Consider the following 16,519-nt stretch of genomic DNA (forward strand, 5'->3'; position numbering starts at 1 on the left):
TGCGGGGTTCCGGGACGACCCCCGGAACCCCGCGCGCCTGCCTCACACCTCCCTGACCTCGAAGCTGTCCAGGACGAACTCCGCCTTCGCGTCGTCGCCGACCTTGCGCAGCCCCACCCATGCCTCGCCGCGGTCGGGAGCGGTGAACTCGTAGGCGAGGGTGGCGGGTTGGGTCGCGGCCGGGAGCGGGCGGCGGCTCAGTTCGCGGGCCGCGGGCTCGTCGACGGCGGTGATCCAGGCGTACTGGCCGGCCTTCTCGTTCTCGTAGCGGAAGGTGACGCGGTAGCGGCGGCCCGGCAGGAAGCGGACGGTGTGCGGCACGGTCCGGTGGACGACCCCGGTGTTCTCGCCGCGCGACTTGAGGGACCGGCCGCCGTCCACGACGTCGTCGATCGCCTTGCCGTTCCAGCCGCGCCGGGTGTACGGCGCGTGCCGCTGGGTGAGATGGGTGCGCGGGTCCGTCGAGCCGCCCGCGTCGCCCTTGACGAAGACGCCCCAGCCCTGCGGGACGTGCTCGAAGTCCTCGTACACCGGCGTGCCCCGCTTGGTGCTGCGCTCGGCGGGCACCACCCGGATGTTGTCGAAGCGCACCCGCGCGTTTCCGGCCGCCGCGGTCAGCGCGAGGGTGACGGGGCCGCCGCCGTCGGGCACCGTGAAGGGAGTGAACATCCGCTGGAAGCGGGTGCCGTGCTTGCGGTCGGCGGCGATGTAGTTGCCCGCGGTGGAGGTCTCGGTCCAGTTGGCCGCGGTGACCCCGTCGGCGGTGCGCACCTCCAGGGCGGCCCGGCGCCGCTCCCCCGCCGCCCGACCGACCTCGACCTGTACGGACGCGGCGTAGCTGCCGGGCGCCAGCCGGTCGAGGCGCCGGCTGACCGAGGCGGCGGCGCCCGCGCCGATGACCAGTTCGTAGTCGCCGAGTGTGCTCGTCTCGACGCGGGCGGGCCCGGCCACCTGCCAGCCGTCGAGCCCGCCGGAGTGGAATCCCGGGTCGCCGACGCCGGTGCCCTCGCCCCACCGCGGGTCCTGCTGCGCCGGGGCCTTGGTGCGGTGGAGGACGTAGGGGTGGCCGGCGTCCGCGTCGACGGTGACCGCGCCGCCGCGCACCGGCAGTCGCCGTTCCTGGGTTCTGCCCTGGTCGGTGAGGCGGTACGCGTACACCGCGGTGGCGTCCGACCAGCCGCGCGGCAGGGTCCAACGGGTGCTGCCGCCCTGCGGGTTGTAGTGGTAGAGCTTGTCCGGGTCGGTGGCCAGGCGCGGCTCCCAGGGCAGCAGGTAGCGGCCGTCGTCGTAGACCAGCCGGCCGTCGGTGGTGATCTTCCGGGTGCCGTCCGCGTCGGATACGGAGGTCTTCGTCGGCCCTTCGAAAGTGATCTCGTGCGCGGCCCAGGTGCGGATCGGGTACGCCTGGAGGTACTTGGCGGGCAGCGCGTCGCGCCAGATGACGTCGGTGAAGGCGTGCCAGTCGGTCTTGCCGACCCAGCCCTCGAAGTTGCCCATCCGGGGCGCGCCCAGCAGGGTGGGCCACTTGTCGGCGAAGACGTCCTTGTGGTGGTTGCGCAGGAAGCGGATCAGCTGGGAGTTGATGCCGCGTGAGGTGTCGGCGCCGTAGTCGGTCTCGTTCGCCCAGTGCGACCAGAGCGAGGAGCGTTCCAGGCCGTGGCCCCATTCGCTGGTGACCTGCCAGCCCTGGTCGTGCAGGTGGCGCTGGAGGCGGTCGGAGTTCCAGCCGGATTCGCGGAAGACGTCGAAGTAGATCATGTTGAGCGCGGGGTCGGTCTGTGCGCGCAGCTGTGCGAGGCGCGTGGCGATGCCGCCGGAGAGCAGGTCGTGGCGGGCGTCGATCCGGTAGGACTGGTCGAGCCAGTCCCACTGTTCGTCGGTCTTGTCCACCAGCTTCTCGGAGAAGGCGTGCGCGACGGGGTAGGACTCGGTGGCGTTGACGTGCACCGCGAAGTCGCTGTTCCACTTCTTGCCGGCCCGCACCAGCGCGTTGAGGTCGTCGAGTCCGCCGGCCCCCGTGTTGTAGTTGCCGCCGTAGTCCGGGTGCGCCGAGTCGTGTCCTTCGGACTGGTAGCCCTTGAGGAGGGTGAACTGCCGCAGTCCGTCGGTGGCCAGCGCGATCCGTTTGACGTTGTCGAGGGTGGCGAGGAACGGGTTGGTGGCCTGGCCTGCGAAGTTGAAGGGGATGTGCGGGACGACGCGGAGGTGCTGCTCGTCGGCGCCGCGCGGCACGACCATGATGTCCCGCAGCGCGATGGCGCCGTCCTGCCAGTCGGTCCTGCCGTCGCCGTTGCGGTCGCCGGTGACGACGACCGTCGCGTAGGGCAGCGGTTCGGTGGCGTCCCACGGCGCGCCGGCCGCGCGGTGCGTCCACTGGCCGCAGCCGAGTTGCGCCGTGACGAAGCCGTCGCCGCGCACGACCTGGTGCCGGAGTCTGCCGTTCTCCCAGGCGGTGGTGCCGGACGGCAGGTCGTGGACGGTGTTGGTCTCGACGGCGGCGGCGAGTTCACCGGTGGACACCACCGCGTACGCGCATCCGGTGGGCGCCTCGTCGGGCTCGGTGTCCGGCGTGACCTGCACCAGGGTGTCGCCGCTGGTGGCTTTGTCGAGGTCGATGCGGGCGGCGAGCAGGGTCGGGGCGGGCTGGTCGCTGCGGACGGCGAGCAGCGCGAGGCCGGGGATTTCCAGGGTGCCGACGGGCCGCGCCGCGGTGTCGTCGATGCCGGTGACCCGCCAGTGGACCTGCCGTCCGGCGACCGCGATCTCGACGGTGATCTCGGTGCCTCCGTCGAAGGCGAGGGTGTAGGCGGCCCGGTCGGCGCGGGCGCGGTGGGTGACCTGCGGGGTGCGGGCGGTGCCGTCGATCAGGACCTGGTGCACGGCGGTCCCCTGGCCGTGCAGGACGGCGCCGGTGGCGCGGTCGGTGTAGGCGACGATGCGCGGGAAGTCGGTGGCGACGCGGACCGTCAGCTCCCGGGAGCGCAGGACGGCCTCGCCCGCCCGGGGTGCGGCGGACGCCGAACCGGCGCCGAGTGGCAGGGCGGTGGCGGCCGAGGCGAGCGCGGTGGCGGCGACGACTTCGCGGCGGCTGGGTCCGCCGCGGCCCTTTGTCTGTTCGTTCACGCGCGTCTCCTCCTCGGCACCTGCACTGCTGTCGCCGGACAGCGTGCGGCCGGTGGGGCGGGCGCGCCTATGGACAAAGGAGGGACAGGTGTTGGACTAACGGATGCGGGCCGGCGTTTCCTTGACGCAGGGCCGCGCCGTGGCGCAGGGCGGGCCGCCGCCCGTCCTGCGCCCCGGCGCGGTTCCGGCTCAGCTGCCGAGTTCGCCGGCGGCCTTCTGGATGTCGGCCGCGAAGGTGCTCACCTCGCTGTAGACGCCGGGCTTGCCGGGCCGTGCGCAGCCCTCGCCCCACGACACGATGCCGACCTGGAGCCACTCGCCCGCGTCGTCCTTGCGGAACATCGGGCCGCCCGAGTCGCCCTGGCAGGTGTCGACGCCGCCGGTGTCGAGCTTGCCCGCGCAGATCTCGTCGCCCGGGGTCAGCGAGTCGCCGTACGCCTTGCCGCAGGTCGCGTCGTCGATGAACGGGACGGTCGCCTTGAGGAGGTAGCGCTGCTGGTCGCCGCCTTCCTTGTCGGCGCCCCAGCCGGCGATGGTGAAGTCGCCGTTGTTGAGCTTGTCGTCCTGCGCGATCTTCAGCGTGGGCTGGTCGATCGGCTTCTCCAGCTTGATCAGCGCCCAGTCCTTGCCCTTGCCGTTGTAGCCGGGGGCCTGAAGGACTTCCTTGGACTTGACGGTGACGGCGGCGGAGTCCTCCAGGTCGACGACACCGGCGGTGGCGGTGATGTCGGTGTTGGGGCCGCTGCCGTCGACGCAGTGCGCGGCGGTGAGGACGATGTCCTTGGCGTACAGCGCGCCGCCACAGCCCATCGACAGCCGGACCATGAAGGGGAATTCACCCTGCTCGGCCTTGGTGCCGCCGACGACCTTGGTGTGGACGCCGGAGGGGTCGGGCGCGGGGGCGGCGGATGCCGTGCCGGGCTGGAGGCTGAAGGCGGCGAGGGCTATCGCGCCGAGGGCGGTGGTTCTCTTGAGGTGCTTCAGGGTGCTGCGCAACGGGCTTCCTTTCGTGGGGGGTTGCACGTCGATGACGAGCTCGTGTCCCACCGGAGCCGGTGTGCGCCGCCGGACAGTCCGCGTGGAGAAGGGCAGCACACTTCAAGGCGTCCGGACCCAGTGGGGGATGAGTCCGTAAAGCGCCCTGTGATTATGTGGATAACGCGATCAGGGTGACAAGGGTCCGTAATCGGCCAACTCCCCCGCGCCGCCCGCCCGTACGCCCCGTACCGGCCGGTCCCGCCCGGTCGTAGAGTGGCCCGGTGGCAACGGGCACCCCCGGCGGGGAGATCGCACACGGCTACCCGCATCTCGACACGGTGCGGGCCTCCCTCACGGCGCTGCACCGCCGCCTGTCGTACGACACGGTGAGCACCTTCGACACCAGCGTGCTCCCCGTTGACGTGGCCTTCGACGACACGGACGACCTGCATCTGGGGGTGCAGCGGGTGGCCCGCGCGATGGTCCTTCACCTGCGGCTGCCGGACGCCCGGATGGTGGTGTCGTTCCGGACGATGGAGCACGCCGCTTCCGTCGAACTCGCCGCGGGGCCTGAGTACTTCATCGAGCTGAACGAACGATTCCGGTCACATCGCAAGGACATCGGCGCGGCCCTGGCACACGAGGTGATGCACGTCTATCTGCACCGCCTGGACCTGGCCTTCCCCGGCACCCGCGACAACGAGATCCTCACCGACACCGCGACGGCCTACCTGGGCGCCGGCTGGCTGCTGCTGGACGCCTACCGCGAGCACGGCCCCCTCTCGCAGAAGCTGGGCTATCTCACCCCGGAGGAGTTCGGCTACGTCCTGGCGCTGCGCGCGGAGTTCTTCGGCGAGGACCCCGCGCCGTGGTTCACCAGCCCGCAGGCGTACGACGCGTACACGGCGGGGCGGGCGCGGGCCAGGGATGAGGCCCGCAGGCCGCCGCTGGCCGCGGCCGGCTGGGCGGCCAGGCGCCGGTACGCCAGGGCGCGCCGCGCGGCGCACGACGCGCAGCGCACCGCGCCCGACCGGGAGTACGGCTTCGCCTTCGAGGGCCCGGGGCCGCAGCGGGTGTCGTTCCCCTGCCCCGCCTGCCTGCAACGCGTCCGGGTTCCGGTCCGCGGCCGGCTCCAGGCCCGCTGCGGGCTGTGTCACACGCTGCTGGACTGCGACACCTGACGGCGCGCCGGGCCCGTGCGGCTCACAGCCAGTCGCGCTCCGGTGTGTGGCCGGGCACGTGCAGCACCCGGACCGGCTCGGACCAGCCGTCGACGGTGTCCCCTTCGCGCAGCGCGACATCGACGCCGACGTGCCGCAGCGGCGGCAGTCCGGCCTCGGCGAACCCGGCGAAGATGCCCTCGTACAGGGCCTGTTCGGTGGGGCTCAGGGGCGGCACGGGTTCGGGGGCGGCGCCGCTGATGTACGGGACGTCGTCGGCGCCGGCCAGCACGGTGGCCCCGGTCGCGGCCACCAGGTCGGCGGCCGATCCCATGTGGTCGATGTGGCTGTGGGTGAGCACGATCTGCCGCAGGTCGCGGGGTTGCCCGCCGAGCCGGGCAGCGCGTCGAGGATCGCCGGGGCGGAGCCGGGTACCGACGTGTCGACCGCGGCGTAGCCGTCACCCGGCAGGGCGACGAGGTAGACGTGTCCGACGGGGAACGGGAGGTGCCAGATGGTCTCGGTGACCGGTATGAGGGTGTCCATGTCCTGGACGTCAGACAGCTCCGTGCGGCCCTGCCTCGCCTTGCGCCGTCGGCGGATTGCGCGCACGGCGCAACGGGGCCGGAACCCGAACGGCGCCTGCTCCGTCCCATCGGTGACCCGAGGAGGCATGTCATGCGAACAACCACCGCGCAGCGGACCACGGCCCTGACCGGCACCGGCCGGCGCGCCGGGGCCCGCACTCTGGCCGCTCTGATCGCCCTGGCCGCCGCAGGCACCGCGGCCCTGTCCGGGTGCGGCGGCGGCACGTCCCAGACCGTGGGCAACGCGCCGCCGAAGAAGCAGGATCCGTTCGAGCAGCGGGCCGACACCGTCGTACGGGACTGGCCGAAGGTGAAGCCGGTCTCCGGGCACCACGACGCGGTGCTGCCGCTGGCCGGTGCGGACCGGCCGAAGGACACCAAGGCGCGGGAGCTGACGGTGACGGTCGGCCACGGCGCCTGCGACTCCCATTACGGCACGCATGTCCGCGAGTCGGAGAAGCTGGTGGTGATCTCCGGCTGGAGCGAGAAGAGCAAGACGAAGAAGATGTGCACCGCGCAGCTGGACACCGACAAGGTCAAGGTGAAGCTGAAGGACGCGCTCGGCGACCGCAAGATCGTGGACGCGGCCACCGGCAAGCAACTGCCCGCCGCGTAGACCGTGCGCGCCCCCAGCGGGAGACGGCCCGGCCGTACGGCCCGCACCGGTCGGCCGGTGCGGGCCGTCGCACCGACAGAGGCCGGTTGTGCCGGTCAAGGTGCACTGCAACCCCTGGCCGGCACGACTACCGAGGTGCGAATTTTGGCCCGTCGGGTGCTTCTACCACTGTGAACCGGGCTGCCAGTTCCGCAAAGGGCCGGCCGTCGTACTCGGGCGGCACCTCAAGTTCTGCGATCCTGCGGTCGTCGCTGGGAACAAGACGAATCCTGACACGCTCGTCACCCTCCTCGACAATCTCCGCAAGGGCGATGATGTTCCCGTCTTTACCAAACGACGCTTCAACGCGCATGAACTGATCCGTCCTCTCTTTTTCACACGGTGACAAGCATGAGCAACATAACGAACTGCGTGTTTCCGGTGGCCCGAAGCTCCACACCCCAGAAGGGGGGAATCGGATCATTGCCTTCCCAGTATGCGTACTCCGACACATACTGGAGCCGGGAGAGCGCATCGGTGAAGGGGTGGAAGTACACGCACGGCCGAATCCAGGCGAATACATTCGGATTCTTGCCGAAATCGCGCGCAAATGTCTGCTGCTGACCGTCCGCAAGGAACAGAAAGGGACTGCGCAGCACTTCAATATTCGCCACGGATCTCTCCTTCTTCATTCGGGAATTTTTTACAAGAAGAGGGTTCCCTTGCGAATATTTTGCGAACGCGGATGGTGTGAATTTAACTCGCCTGGACGATGACACTGCCCGTAAGGTGCCGGAAAAAGAAAAGCGTCTCCGACCGGCGACCCGGACCGCATGGGCCCCTGTGCGCGGACACATCTGGAAGCCGATCGGACAAGCAGGCCCGAACGACGGGCCATCGGCCGGGCAGCAACTACCCTTCCCGCATGAGCCCTTCCATCGCCCGTGCCACCCGCGTCGAACTGCCGGAGCTGCTGGAGTTCGTCCGCCCGCGCCACCGCGCCATCCTGCTGACCCGCCGCTCCGACGGCACCCCGCAGGGGTCGCCGCTGACCTGCGGCGTGGACAACTCCGGGCGTCTGGTGATGTCGACGTATCCGGAGCGCGCCAAGGTCCGCAACGTCCGCAGGGCGCCGTCGGCCAGTGTGATCGTGCTGTCCGACGAGTGGAACGGGCCGTGGGTGCAGATCGACGGCGAGGCCGAGGTGCTCGATGTGCCGGACTCGATCGAGCCGCTGGTCGAGTACTTCCGCAACATCTCCGGCGAGCACCCGGACTGGGACGAGTACCGCGAGGCGATGCGCACCCAGGGCAAGTCGCTGATCCGGGTGACGCCGCTGCGCTGGGGCCCGGTCGCCACCGGCGGCTTCCCGGCCCGTCTGGTGGCGGGCGAGGAGTGACGGCGGCACGTCAACGGGTGCGGTGGGCCCCCCCGTTGACGTGCAGCACCTGCCCGGTGAGGTGCCGGGCCGCGGGGGACGCGAGGAACGCGACGGTGCCCGCGATGTCCGCGGGCACGCCGGGGCGTCCCGTCGGCGTGGCGTCGATGAGGGTCCGGCGGCGTTCCTCGGGGAGCTGCCCGTGGAAGAACTCGGTGTCGGCGATGTAGCCGGGCGAGACGACGTTGGCGGTGATGCCGCGCGGGCCGAGCGCGGCGGCCAGTCCGGAGTTCCAGGCGGCGAGTGCCGCCTTGGCCGCGCCGTAGGATCCGGCCCCGGTGTCGGCGGCGATCGAGCCGATGTGCACCACAGCGCCGCCGTCCGTGAGCCGCGCGTCCAGGGCGCGGACGGTCAGTGCGGCGGTGAGCAGGTTGGCGTCGAGGTTGGCGCGGAAGTCGCGGGCGTAGGCGGCGAGGTCGTCGGCCCCGTCGGTCTGGAAGTCGGTGTTGCCGCCCGCGTTGTTGACCAGTACGTCGATGCGTGCGGGGAGCGTGTCGAGGAGTGCGGCCAGGGCCGCGGGGTCGGTGTGGTCGCAGGTCACCGCGCGGATGCCGGCACGGTCCGCGGTCTCCTTGAGGGGTCCGGGGCGGCGTCCGGTGACGACGACGCTGTCGCCCGCCGCGGCGAAGTGGTGGGCGACGGCCCGGCCGATGCCCGTACCGCCACCGGTGACCAGGATGGTGCGTGTCATACGATGAGCTCCACTCTGTTCGTTCAGCTCTAAATTCAGGGCTAAATTTAGAGCTGAACATAACACTTCCAGGAGGTCGGGTGGCAAGCACACCGAAGCATCAGGACGGCCACGGCGACCCCGCGGCCGGCGCCGGCACGGACCCCGTCGAGGAGATCGCCGCAGCCTGGCAGCGCGAGCGGCCCGGCACCCCGGTCTCCTCGATCGGGATCGTCACGCCCCTGTGGCAGCTGGCCAAGCTGTTCGGCGACAACCGCCGCCGGGTGCTGGCGCGGGCCGGCGTGGACCCGGCCACCCTCGACCTGCTGAGCGTGCTGCGGCGCGGCGGCGAGCCCTACGCCCTCACCACCAGGGAACTCGCCCGCCGCTGCCTGGTCACCGCGGGCGCCGTCTCGCAGCGGGTGGCGCGCGCCGAGCGCGAGGGCCTGGTCACCCGCGAGCCCGGCGAGGGCAGGCCGCGCAGCGTGCTGGTGCGGCTGACGGCGGCGGGCCACGAGCGGGTCGAGGCGACCGTCGACCAAGTCCTGGGCCGCGAGACGGAGTTGCTCGACGCGCTCACCGACGAGCAGCAGGACCAGCTGGCCGGACTGCTGCGGATCCTGCTGCGCGATGCCCAGCAGCGGCTCGGCGACGACCGGATCGGGCAGGTGGGCGCGGACTGACCGGGGCGGGCACCGGGACGTGCCCGGGAACGACGCGCGGCGCCTGCCCTCCGGTCGGGGAGGGGGACAGGCGCCGCGGTACGGGGGCCGGGATTCTCCCCGGTCCCATGCCGCCGCACGACGTTGTGCGGGACAGCGGGGGACGGATCGCTACACGGTCAGTGCGCGGTCCGTCGGCTTGATGGGAGCCGGCAGGGCGCTGGCTCCGGTGAGGAAGCGGTCCACGCCCTGGGCGGCCGAGCGGCCCTCGGCGATGGCCCAGACGATGAGGGACTGGCCGCGGCCCGCGTCACCGGCGACGTACACGCCGGGCACGTTGGTGGCGAACTCCGCGTCGCGGGCGACATTGCCGCGCGCGTCCAGCTCCAGGCCGAACTGCTCGACCATGCCATTGGCCTGGTCCGTGCCGGTGAACCCCATGGCCAGGGTGACCAGTTGGGCGGGGATGCGGCGCTCCGTGCCCGGCTTCTGCTCCAGCTTGCCGTCCTTGAACTCCACCTCGATCAGGTGCAGCCACTGGACGTTGCCGTCCTCGTCGCCCTCGAAGTGGGTGGTGGAGACGGAGTAGACCCGCTCGCCGCCCTCCTCGTGCGCGGAGGTGACCTTGTAGAGCATCGGGAACGTCGGCCAGGGCTGGCCCGGGTTCCGCTCATCGCCCGGCTTGGGCATGATCTCCAGCTGGGTGACGGACGCGGCGCCCTGGCGGTGGGCGGTGCCGACGCAGTCGGCGCCGGTGTCGCCGCCGCCGATGACCACGACGTGCTTGCCTTCGGCGCTGATCGGGGCGACGGTCAGGTCGCCCTCCTGCACCTTGTTGGCCAGCGGCAGGTACTCCATCGCGGCGTGGATGCCGTTCAGTTCGCGTCCGGGCACCGGCAGGTCACGGGAGGTGGTGGCACCCGCCGCGATCACCACGGCGTCGTAGCGCTTGCGCAGCTTCTTCGCGTCGATGTCCCGGCCGATCTCCATCTCGGTACGGAACTTGGTGCCCTCCGCCCGCATCTGCTCGATGCGGCGGTTGATGTGGCTCTTCTCCATCTTGAACGCGGGGATGCCGTAGCGCAGCAGCCCGCCGAGCCGGTCGGCGCGCTCGTAGACGGCGACGGTGTGGCCCGCCCGGGTCAGCTGCTGGGCGGCGGCGAGTCCGGCAGGGCCCGAGCCGATGACGGCGACGGTCTTGCCGGAGAGCCGCTCGGGCGGCTGCGGGGTGACGTCACCGCTGTCCCACGCCTTGTCGATGATGGTGACTTCGACGTTCTTGATGGTGACGGGCTGCTGGTTGATGCCCAGCACACAGGCCGCCTCGCACGGCGCGGGGCACAGCCGCCCGGTGAACTCCGGGAAGTTGTTGGTCGCGTGCAGCCGCTCGCTGGCCGCGCTCCAGTCGTCCCGCCAGGCGTAGTCGTTCCACTCGGGGATGAGGTTGCCCAGCGGACAGCCGTTGTGGCAGAAGGGGATGCCGCAGTCCATGCAGCGGGACGCCTGCTTGCTGATGATCGGCAGCAGGGAGCCGGGCTGGTAGACCTCGTTCCAGTCCTTGACGCGTTCCTCGACGGGGCGGGTCGTGGCGACCTCGCGGTCGTGGTTCAGGAAGCCCTTGGGGTCAGCCATGGGTCGCCGCCTCCATCATCTTCTCGTGGGTCGCGGACTCGGAGAGTCCGGCCAGCTCGGCGGCGTCCTTGGCGGCGAGCACTGCCTGGTAGGTGGGCGGGATGACCTTGCTGAAGCGGGCCGCGGCTCCATCCCAGTCGGCGAGGAGCTTCGCGGCGACGGTCGAGCCGGTCTCCTCCTGGTGGCGGCGCACGACGTCGTGCAGCCACTGCTTGTCGGCCTCGTCCAACGCGTGGACGGCGTCGGCCAGTTCCTTGTTGACGTGGGCCGGGTCGAGGTCGATGACGTAGGCGTAGCCGCCGGACATGCCGGCCGCGAAGTTGCGGCCGGTCTCGCCCAGGACGACCGCGTTGCCGCCGGTCATGTACTCGCAGCCGTGGTCGCCGACGCCCTCGGAGACCACCGTCGCGCCGGAGTTGCGGACGCAGAACCGTTCGCCGACCCGGCCGCGCAGGTACAGCTCGCCGCCGGTCGCGCCGTAGGCGAGGGTGTTGCCCGCGATGGTGGAGTACTCGGCGAGGTGGTCGGCGCCGCGGTCCGGGCGGACCACGATCCGGCCGCCGGACAGGCCCTTGCCGACGTAGTCGTTGGCGTCGCCCTCAAGGCGCAGCGTGACGCCGCGCGGCAGGAACGCGCCGAAGGACTGGCCGGCCGAGCCGGTGAAGGTGAGGTCGATGGTGTCGTCGGGCAGCCCCGCGCCGCCGAACTTCTTCGTGACCTCGTGGCCGAGCATCGTGCCGACGGTCCGGTTGATGTTCCGGATGGCGACCTGGGCGCGCACCGGCTGGGCGGCCTCGGCGGTGTCGGCGGACAGCGCGTCGGCGGCGAGCTTGATCAGCTCGTTGTCCAGGGCCTTCGCCAGGCCGTGGTCCTGGACGGTGACCTGGTGGCGGACGGCGCCGTCGGGCAGCTCCGGCACGTGCAGCAGCGGTGCCAGGTCCAGGCCCTGGGCCTTCCAGTGGTCGACGGCCTGTGTGGTGTCGAGGATCTCGGCGCGGCCGATGACCTCGTCCAGGCTCCGGAAGCCCAGCTCGGCCAGCAGCTCGCGGACCTCTTCGGCGATGAACTCGAAGAAGTTGACGAGGTACTCGGCCTTGCCGCTGAACCGCTCGCGCAGCGCCGGGTTCTGGGTGGCGATGCCCACCGGGCAGGTGTCCAGGTGGCAGACGCGCATCATGACGCAGCCGGAGACGACCAGCGGAGCGGTCGCGAAACCGAACTCCTCGGCGCCCAGCAGGGCGGCGATGATGACGTCCCTGCCGGTCTTGAGCTGGCCGTCGGTCTGCACGACGATGCGGTCGCGCAGGCCGTTGAGCAGCAGCGTCTGCTGGGTCTCGGCGAGTCCCAGCTCCCAGGGGCCGCCCGCGTGCTTGAGCGAGGTGAGCGGTGACGCGCCCGTTCCGCCGTCGTGTCCCGAGATGAGGACGACGTCGGCGTGCGCCTTGGAGACGCCCGCGGCGACGGTTCCGACGCCGACCTCGGACACCAGCTTGACGTGAATGCGCGCCCGGGGGTTGGCGTTCTTCAGGTCGTGGATGAGCTGGGCGAGGTCCTCGATGGAGTAGATGTCGTGGTGCGGCGGCGGGGAGATGAGCCCCACGCCCGGCGTCGAGTGCCGGGTCCTTGCGACCCACGGGTAGACCTTGTGGCCCGGCAGCTGGCCGCCCTCGCCCGGCTTGGCGCCCTGCGCCATCTTGATCTGGATGTCGTCGGAGTTGACGAGATATTCGCTGGTCACACCGAAGCGGCCGGAGGCGACCTGCTTGATGGACGAGCGGCGCGCCGGGTCGTACAGGCGCTCCGGGTCCTCGCCGCCCTCACCGGTGTTGGACTTGCCGCCCAGCTGGTTCATGGCGATGGCGAGGGTCTCGTGCGCCTCGCGGGAGATCGACCCGTAGGACATCGCGCCGGTGGAGAAGCGCTTGACGATCTCGGACGCCGGCTCGACCTCGTCGAGCGGGACCGGGGGCCGCTCGGACGTGCCGTTCTTCCCCGACTTCAGGCCGAACAGGCCGCGCAGCGTCATCAGCCGCTCGGACTGCTCGTTCACCCGCTCCGTGTACTGCTTGAAGATGTCGTAGCGGCGCGAGCGGGTGGAGTGCTGGAGCCGGAAGACGGTGTCCGGGTCGAAGAGGTGCGGCTCGCCCTCGCGGCGCCACTGGTACTCGCCGCCGATGTCCAGCGCGCGGTGCGTGGCGGCGATGCCGGAGACCGGGTACGCCTTGGCGTGCCGCGCCGCGACCTCCTTGGCGACGACGTCGAGCCCGGCGCCGCCGATCTTGGTGGCGGTGCCCTGGAAGTACCTGCCGACGAACTCCTCGTCCAGGCCGACGGCCTCGAAGACCTGCGCGCCGCGGTAGGAGGCGACGGTCGAGATGCCCATCTTGGACATGACCTTCAGGACGCCCTTGCCGAGCGCCTTGATGAGGTTCCTGATGGCCCCTTCGGCGTCCGTGCCCGGCAGGAACGTACCGGCCCGCACCAGGTCCTCGACGGACTCCATGGCGAGGTAGGGGTTGACCGCGGCGGCGCCGTAGCCGATGAGCAGCGCGACGTGGTGCACCTCGCGCACGTCGCCCGCCTCGACCAGCAGGCCGACCTGGGTGCGTTCCTTGGTGGCGATGAGGTGGTGGTGGACCGCGGCGGTGAGCAGCAGTGAGGGGATCGGGGCGTGCTCGGCGTCGGAGTGGCGGTCGGAGAGCACGATCAGCCGGGCGCCGTCGTCGATGGCGGCGTCCGCCTCGGCGCAGATCTCGGCGATCCGGGCGGCCAGCGACGCGCCGCCGCCGGAGACCCGGTAGAGGCCGGCGAGCGTGACGGCCTTCATGTCGGGCATGTCGCCGTCGGCGTTGATGTGGATGAGCTTGGCCAGCTCGTCGTTGTCGATGACCGGGAACGGCAGGGTCACGCTGCGGCAGGAGGCCGCGGTGGGCTCCAGGAGGTTGCCCTGGGGGCCGAGCGAGGAGATCAGCGAGGTGACGAGTTCCTCGCGGATGGCGTCCAGCGGCGGGTTGGTGACCTGTGCGAAGAGCTGGGTGAAGTAGTCGAAGAGCAGCCGGGGGCGGTCGGAGAGCGCGGCGATCGGCGAGTCGGTGCCCATCGAGCCGATCGGCTCGGCGCCGGCCTTGGCCATCGGCGCGAGCAGCACCCGCAGCTCTTCCTCGGTGTAGCCGAAGGTCTGCTGGCGGCGGGTGACCGAGGCGTGGGTGTGCACGATGTGCTCACGCTCGGGCAGGTCGGCGAGGTCGATCAGGCCCTCGTCCAGCCACTGCTGGTACGGCTTCTCGGCGGCGAGCTGCGCCTTGATCTCGTCGTCCTCGATGATGCGGTGCTCGGCGGTGTCCACGAGGAACATCCGGCCGGGCTGGAGGCGGCCCTTGCGGACGACCTTGGCGGGGTCGATGTCGAGGACGCCGACCTCGGATGAGAGCACGACCAGGCCGTCGTCGGTGACCCAGTACCGCCCGGGGCGCAGGCCGTTGCGGTCCAGGACCGCGCCGACCTGGGTGCCGTCGGTGAAGGTGACGCAGGCCGGGCCGTCCCAGGGCTCCATCATCGTGGAGTGGTACTGGTAGAAGGCGCGGCGGGCCGGGTCCATGGCCGGGGAGTTCTCCCACGCCTCGGGGACCATCATCAGCACCGAGTGCGGCAGCGACCGGCCGCCGAGGTGCAGCAGTTCGAGCACCTCGTCGAAGGAGGCGGAGTCGGAGGCGTCCGGGGTGCAGACGGGGAAGATCCGCTCCAGGTCGCGCTCCCCGAAGAGCTTCGACGCCAGCTGCGATTCGCGGGCGCGCATCCAGTTGCGGTTGCCCTTGACCGTGTTGATCTCGCCGTTGTGCGCGACGAAGCGGTACGGGTGGGCCAGCGGCCAGCTCGGGAAGGTGTTGGTGGAGAACCGCGAGTGGACCAGGGCGATGGCCGTGGCGAAGCGGCGGTCGGACAGGTCGGGGAAGAACGGCTCCAGCTGCCCGGTGGTCAGCATGCCCTTGTAGACGACGGTCCGGGAGGAGAGCGAGGGGAAGTAGACCCCGGCCTCCCGCTCGGCGCGCTTGCGCAGCGCGAACGCCTTGCGGTCCAGGGCGAGTCCGGTGCCGGCGGCGCCGTCCGTGTCCGCGACGAACAGCTGGGAGAAGGCCGGCATGGTGGCGCGGGCGCCGTTGCCGAGGAGCTGCGGGGCGACCGGGACGACCCGCCAGCCCAGGACGTCCAGGCCCTCTTCCCCGGCCATCGTCTCGATGCGCGAGACCGCTTCGGCCGCATCCTGGGCATCTGCCGGGAGGAAGGCGATGCCGACGGCGTACCCGCCGGCCTCGGGAAGCGCGAAGGTGACGTTCTCCCGCAAAAACGCGTCCGGCACCTGGAGCAGGATGCCCGCGCCGTCGCCCGAGTCGGGCTCGGAGCCGGTGGCGCCGCGGTGCTCCAGATTCGTCAGGACGGTGAGCGCCTGCTCGACCAGCGCGTGGCTGGCCTCGCCGGTGAGGGTGGCCACGAAGCCGACGCCACAGGCATCGTGCTCGTTGCGCGGGTCGTACATCCCCTGCTGGGCGGGGCGCCCGTCCATGGGCGACCATGCGGCGCTGGCGCTGCCGGTGGTCGCGGAGTGCGTGGACGCGGAACGCATCGGCTCTCCCAACGTCGTCGTGGCAAAGGTATTGCCGAGGGACGACGTTGGCCCTCCGCGAAATTTCGTGCAGGTTACAGGATGGCCCGCTTCTCGAAAAGCGGATAGAGCCTTCCAGCATGCGGACACCGCACGGGGCGGCGAGTCAGGGACGCGGACGGACAAAGCGATCCGAAAGCGTGGCGTGCACCGAGCGACATTGCCCGTGACGCCTCGGCCTTATGCCCGGTCGTCAACACGATGAAACCGCCGGGTAACGCGTTAATTATGTGCCGGCCCGCATGGCGCGTCACCCTACGACGGTTCCGAACACCGTTCCCAGGATGTACGTCACACCGGCAGCCGCGCCACCGAGAGCCAGCTGCCGCAGCCCGCTGAACCACCACGACCTGGCCGTCACCCGTGCCACGACCGCCCCGCAAGCGAAGAGTCCGAGCAGCGCGAGAAGCACCGCGGGCCACAATGCAGAAGCCCCCAGCAGGTAAGGAAGCACAGGCAAAAGCGCGCCCAATGCAAATGAACCAAAGGAAGAAACCGCGGCCACCATGGGCGAAGGAAGGTCCGACGGGTCAATACCCAATTCCTCGCGCGCGTGAATCTCCAGCGCCTGCTCCGGGTCCTTCGACAGCTGGTCGGCGACCTGCCCGGCAAGGCCGGGCTCGACCCCGCGGGACTCGTACAGGGCGGCCAGCTCGTCCCGCTCGTCCTTGGGGTGCGCCCGCAGTTCACCCCGCTCGATGTCCAGCTCCGCGAGGACCAGTTCGCGCTGCGAGGCGACCGACGTGTACTCACCCGCCGCCATCGAGAAGGCACCGGCCGCAAGCCCCGCCAGGCCGGTGATGATCAGCGTCTGCTGGGACACCGCGCCACCCGCGACACCGGTCATCAGCGCGAGGTTCGACACCAGGCCGTCCATCGCTCCGAAGACGGCGGGGCGCAGCCAGCCGCCGTTGACGTCACGGTGCGTGTGGTTGTCGCGGTGGGCTACGTGGGTCGGCGCCGAAGCGTCCATGACTCCTATGACAGACATGCGGGACCTACTCCCTTCAGCGA

Annotated in this window: 13 protein-coding genes; 4 read left to right on the forward strand and 9 right to left on the reverse strand. The window is 71.0% G+C overall.

Going from position 1 to position 16,519, the window contains the following annotated elements; all coding sequences use genetic code 11:
- Window positions 1-42: 42 nt before the first annotated feature.
- Both ACGFNI_RS01000 and ACGFNI_RS01005 read right to left on the reverse strand, forming a co-directional pair.
- A complete protein-coding gene (locus ACGFNI_RS01000; protein ID WP_393679376.1) occupies window positions 43-3,123 on the reverse strand; it encodes an endo-alpha-N-acetylgalactosaminidase family protein in 3,081 nt (1,026 codons plus the stop codon).
- A 189-nt stretch (window positions 3,124-3,312) separates the two neighbouring features.
- Window positions 3,313-4,119 carry a S1 family peptidase gene (locus ACGFNI_RS01005; protein ID WP_393679377.1) on the reverse strand — a complete coding sequence of 269 codons (807 nt, stop codon included), beginning with the start codon at window positions 4,117-4,119 and terminating at the stop codon, window positions 3,313-3,315.
- Between the two features lie 263 nt (window positions 4,120-4,382).
- On the opposite strand from ACGFNI_RS01005, the gene ACGFNI_RS01010 reads away from it, so the two are divergent.
- Entirely contained in the window at window positions 4,383-5,282 is a 900-nt protein-coding gene (locus tag ACGFNI_RS01010; protein WP_393679378.1) for a hypothetical protein, read from the forward strand.
- 22 nt (window positions 5,283-5,304) lie between these two features.
- Here ACGFNI_RS01010 and ACGFNI_RS01015 read toward each other — a convergent pair whose 3' ends face one another.
- The gene (locus ACGFNI_RS01015; protein WP_393679380.1) at window positions 5,305-5,622 is read right to left on the reverse strand and encodes an MBL fold metallo-hydrolase; all 318 of its coding nucleotides are present in this window, start codon (window positions 5,620-5,622) and stop codon (window positions 5,305-5,307) included.
- A 317-nt stretch (window positions 5,623-5,939) separates the two neighbouring features.
- Between ACGFNI_RS01015 and ACGFNI_RS01020 the strand changes: the two genes are divergently transcribed.
- On the forward strand, window positions 5,940-6,464 hold the full coding sequence (locus ACGFNI_RS01020) for a hypothetical protein (RefSeq protein WP_393679382.1): 525 nt from the start codon (window positions 5,940-5,942) through the stop codon (window positions 6,462-6,464).
- 127 nt (window positions 6,465-6,591) lie between these two features.
- On the opposite strand, the gene ACGFNI_RS01025 is transcribed toward ACGFNI_RS01020, so the two are convergent.
- Together ACGFNI_RS01025 and ACGFNI_RS01030 are read right to left on the reverse strand one after the other, a co-directional pair.
- Window positions 6,592-6,816: a hypothetical protein gene (locus ACGFNI_RS01025; RefSeq protein WP_393679383.1), complete on the reverse strand. Its 225-nt coding sequence runs from the start codon at window positions 6,814-6,816 to the stop codon at window positions 6,592-6,594.
- 22 nt (window positions 6,817-6,838) lie between these two features.
- Window positions 6,839-7,117: a hypothetical protein gene (locus ACGFNI_RS01030; RefSeq protein WP_393679385.1), complete on the reverse strand. Its 279-nt coding sequence runs from the start codon at window positions 7,115-7,117 to the stop codon at window positions 6,839-6,841.
- 251 nt (window positions 7,118-7,368) lie between these two features.
- Here ACGFNI_RS01030 and ACGFNI_RS01035 point away from each other — a divergent pair, with 251 nt between their 5' ends.
- Entirely contained in the window at window positions 7,369-7,842 is a 474-nt protein-coding gene (locus ACGFNI_RS01035) for a PPOX class F420-dependent oxidoreductase (RefSeq protein WP_393679387.1), read from the forward strand.
- A gap of 10 nt (window positions 7,843-7,852) precedes the next feature.
- Here the strand turns inward: ACGFNI_RS01035 and ACGFNI_RS01040 are convergent, their stop codons facing one another.
- Window positions 7,853-8,572 (reverse strand): SDR family NAD(P)-dependent oxidoreductase, encoded by a 720-nt coding sequence (locus tag ACGFNI_RS01040; protein WP_393679388.1) that lies wholly within the window; start codon window positions 8,570-8,572, stop codon window positions 7,853-7,855.
- An 80-nt stretch (window positions 8,573-8,652) separates the two neighbouring features.
- On the opposite strand from ACGFNI_RS01040, the gene ACGFNI_RS01045 reads away from it, so the two are divergent.
- A complete protein-coding gene (locus ACGFNI_RS01045) occupies window positions 8,653-9,234 on the forward strand; it encodes a MarR family winged helix-turn-helix transcriptional regulator (protein WP_393679390.1) in 582 nt (193 codons plus the stop codon).
- Window positions 9,235-9,384: 150 nt separating this feature from the next.
- On the opposite strand, the gene ACGFNI_RS01050 is transcribed toward ACGFNI_RS01045, so the two are convergent.
- The 3 genes from ACGFNI_RS01050 to ACGFNI_RS01060 all read right to left on the reverse strand — a co-directional run bounded on the left by ACGFNI_RS01050 (window position 9,385) and on the right by ACGFNI_RS01060 (window position 16,496).
- Entirely contained in the window at window positions 9,385-10,845 is a 1,461-nt protein-coding gene (locus tag ACGFNI_RS01050) for a glutamate synthase subunit beta (RefSeq protein ID WP_393679392.1), read from the reverse strand.
- Window positions 10,838-15,466, reverse strand: coding sequence for a glutamate synthase large subunit (gene gltB, locus ACGFNI_RS01055; RefSeq protein WP_393679393.1), 4,629 nt, complete (start codon window positions 15,464-15,466; stop codon window positions 10,838-10,840). Before gltB ends, ACGFNI_RS01050 begins: the two co-directional genes overlap by 8 nt.
- A 289-nt stretch (window positions 15,467-15,755) precedes the next feature.
- A complete protein-coding gene (locus ACGFNI_RS01060; protein ID WP_393679395.1) occupies window positions 15,756-16,496 on the reverse strand; it encodes a VIT1/CCC1 transporter family protein in 741 nt (246 codons plus the stop codon).
- Window positions 16,497-16,519 lie beyond the last annotated feature (23 nt).

Origin of the sequence: Streptomyces sp. NPDC048644 (assembly GCF_043199105.1) — a bacterium.
Classification (GTDB): Bacteria; Actinomycetota; Actinomycetes; order Streptomycetales; family Streptomycetaceae; genus Streptomyces.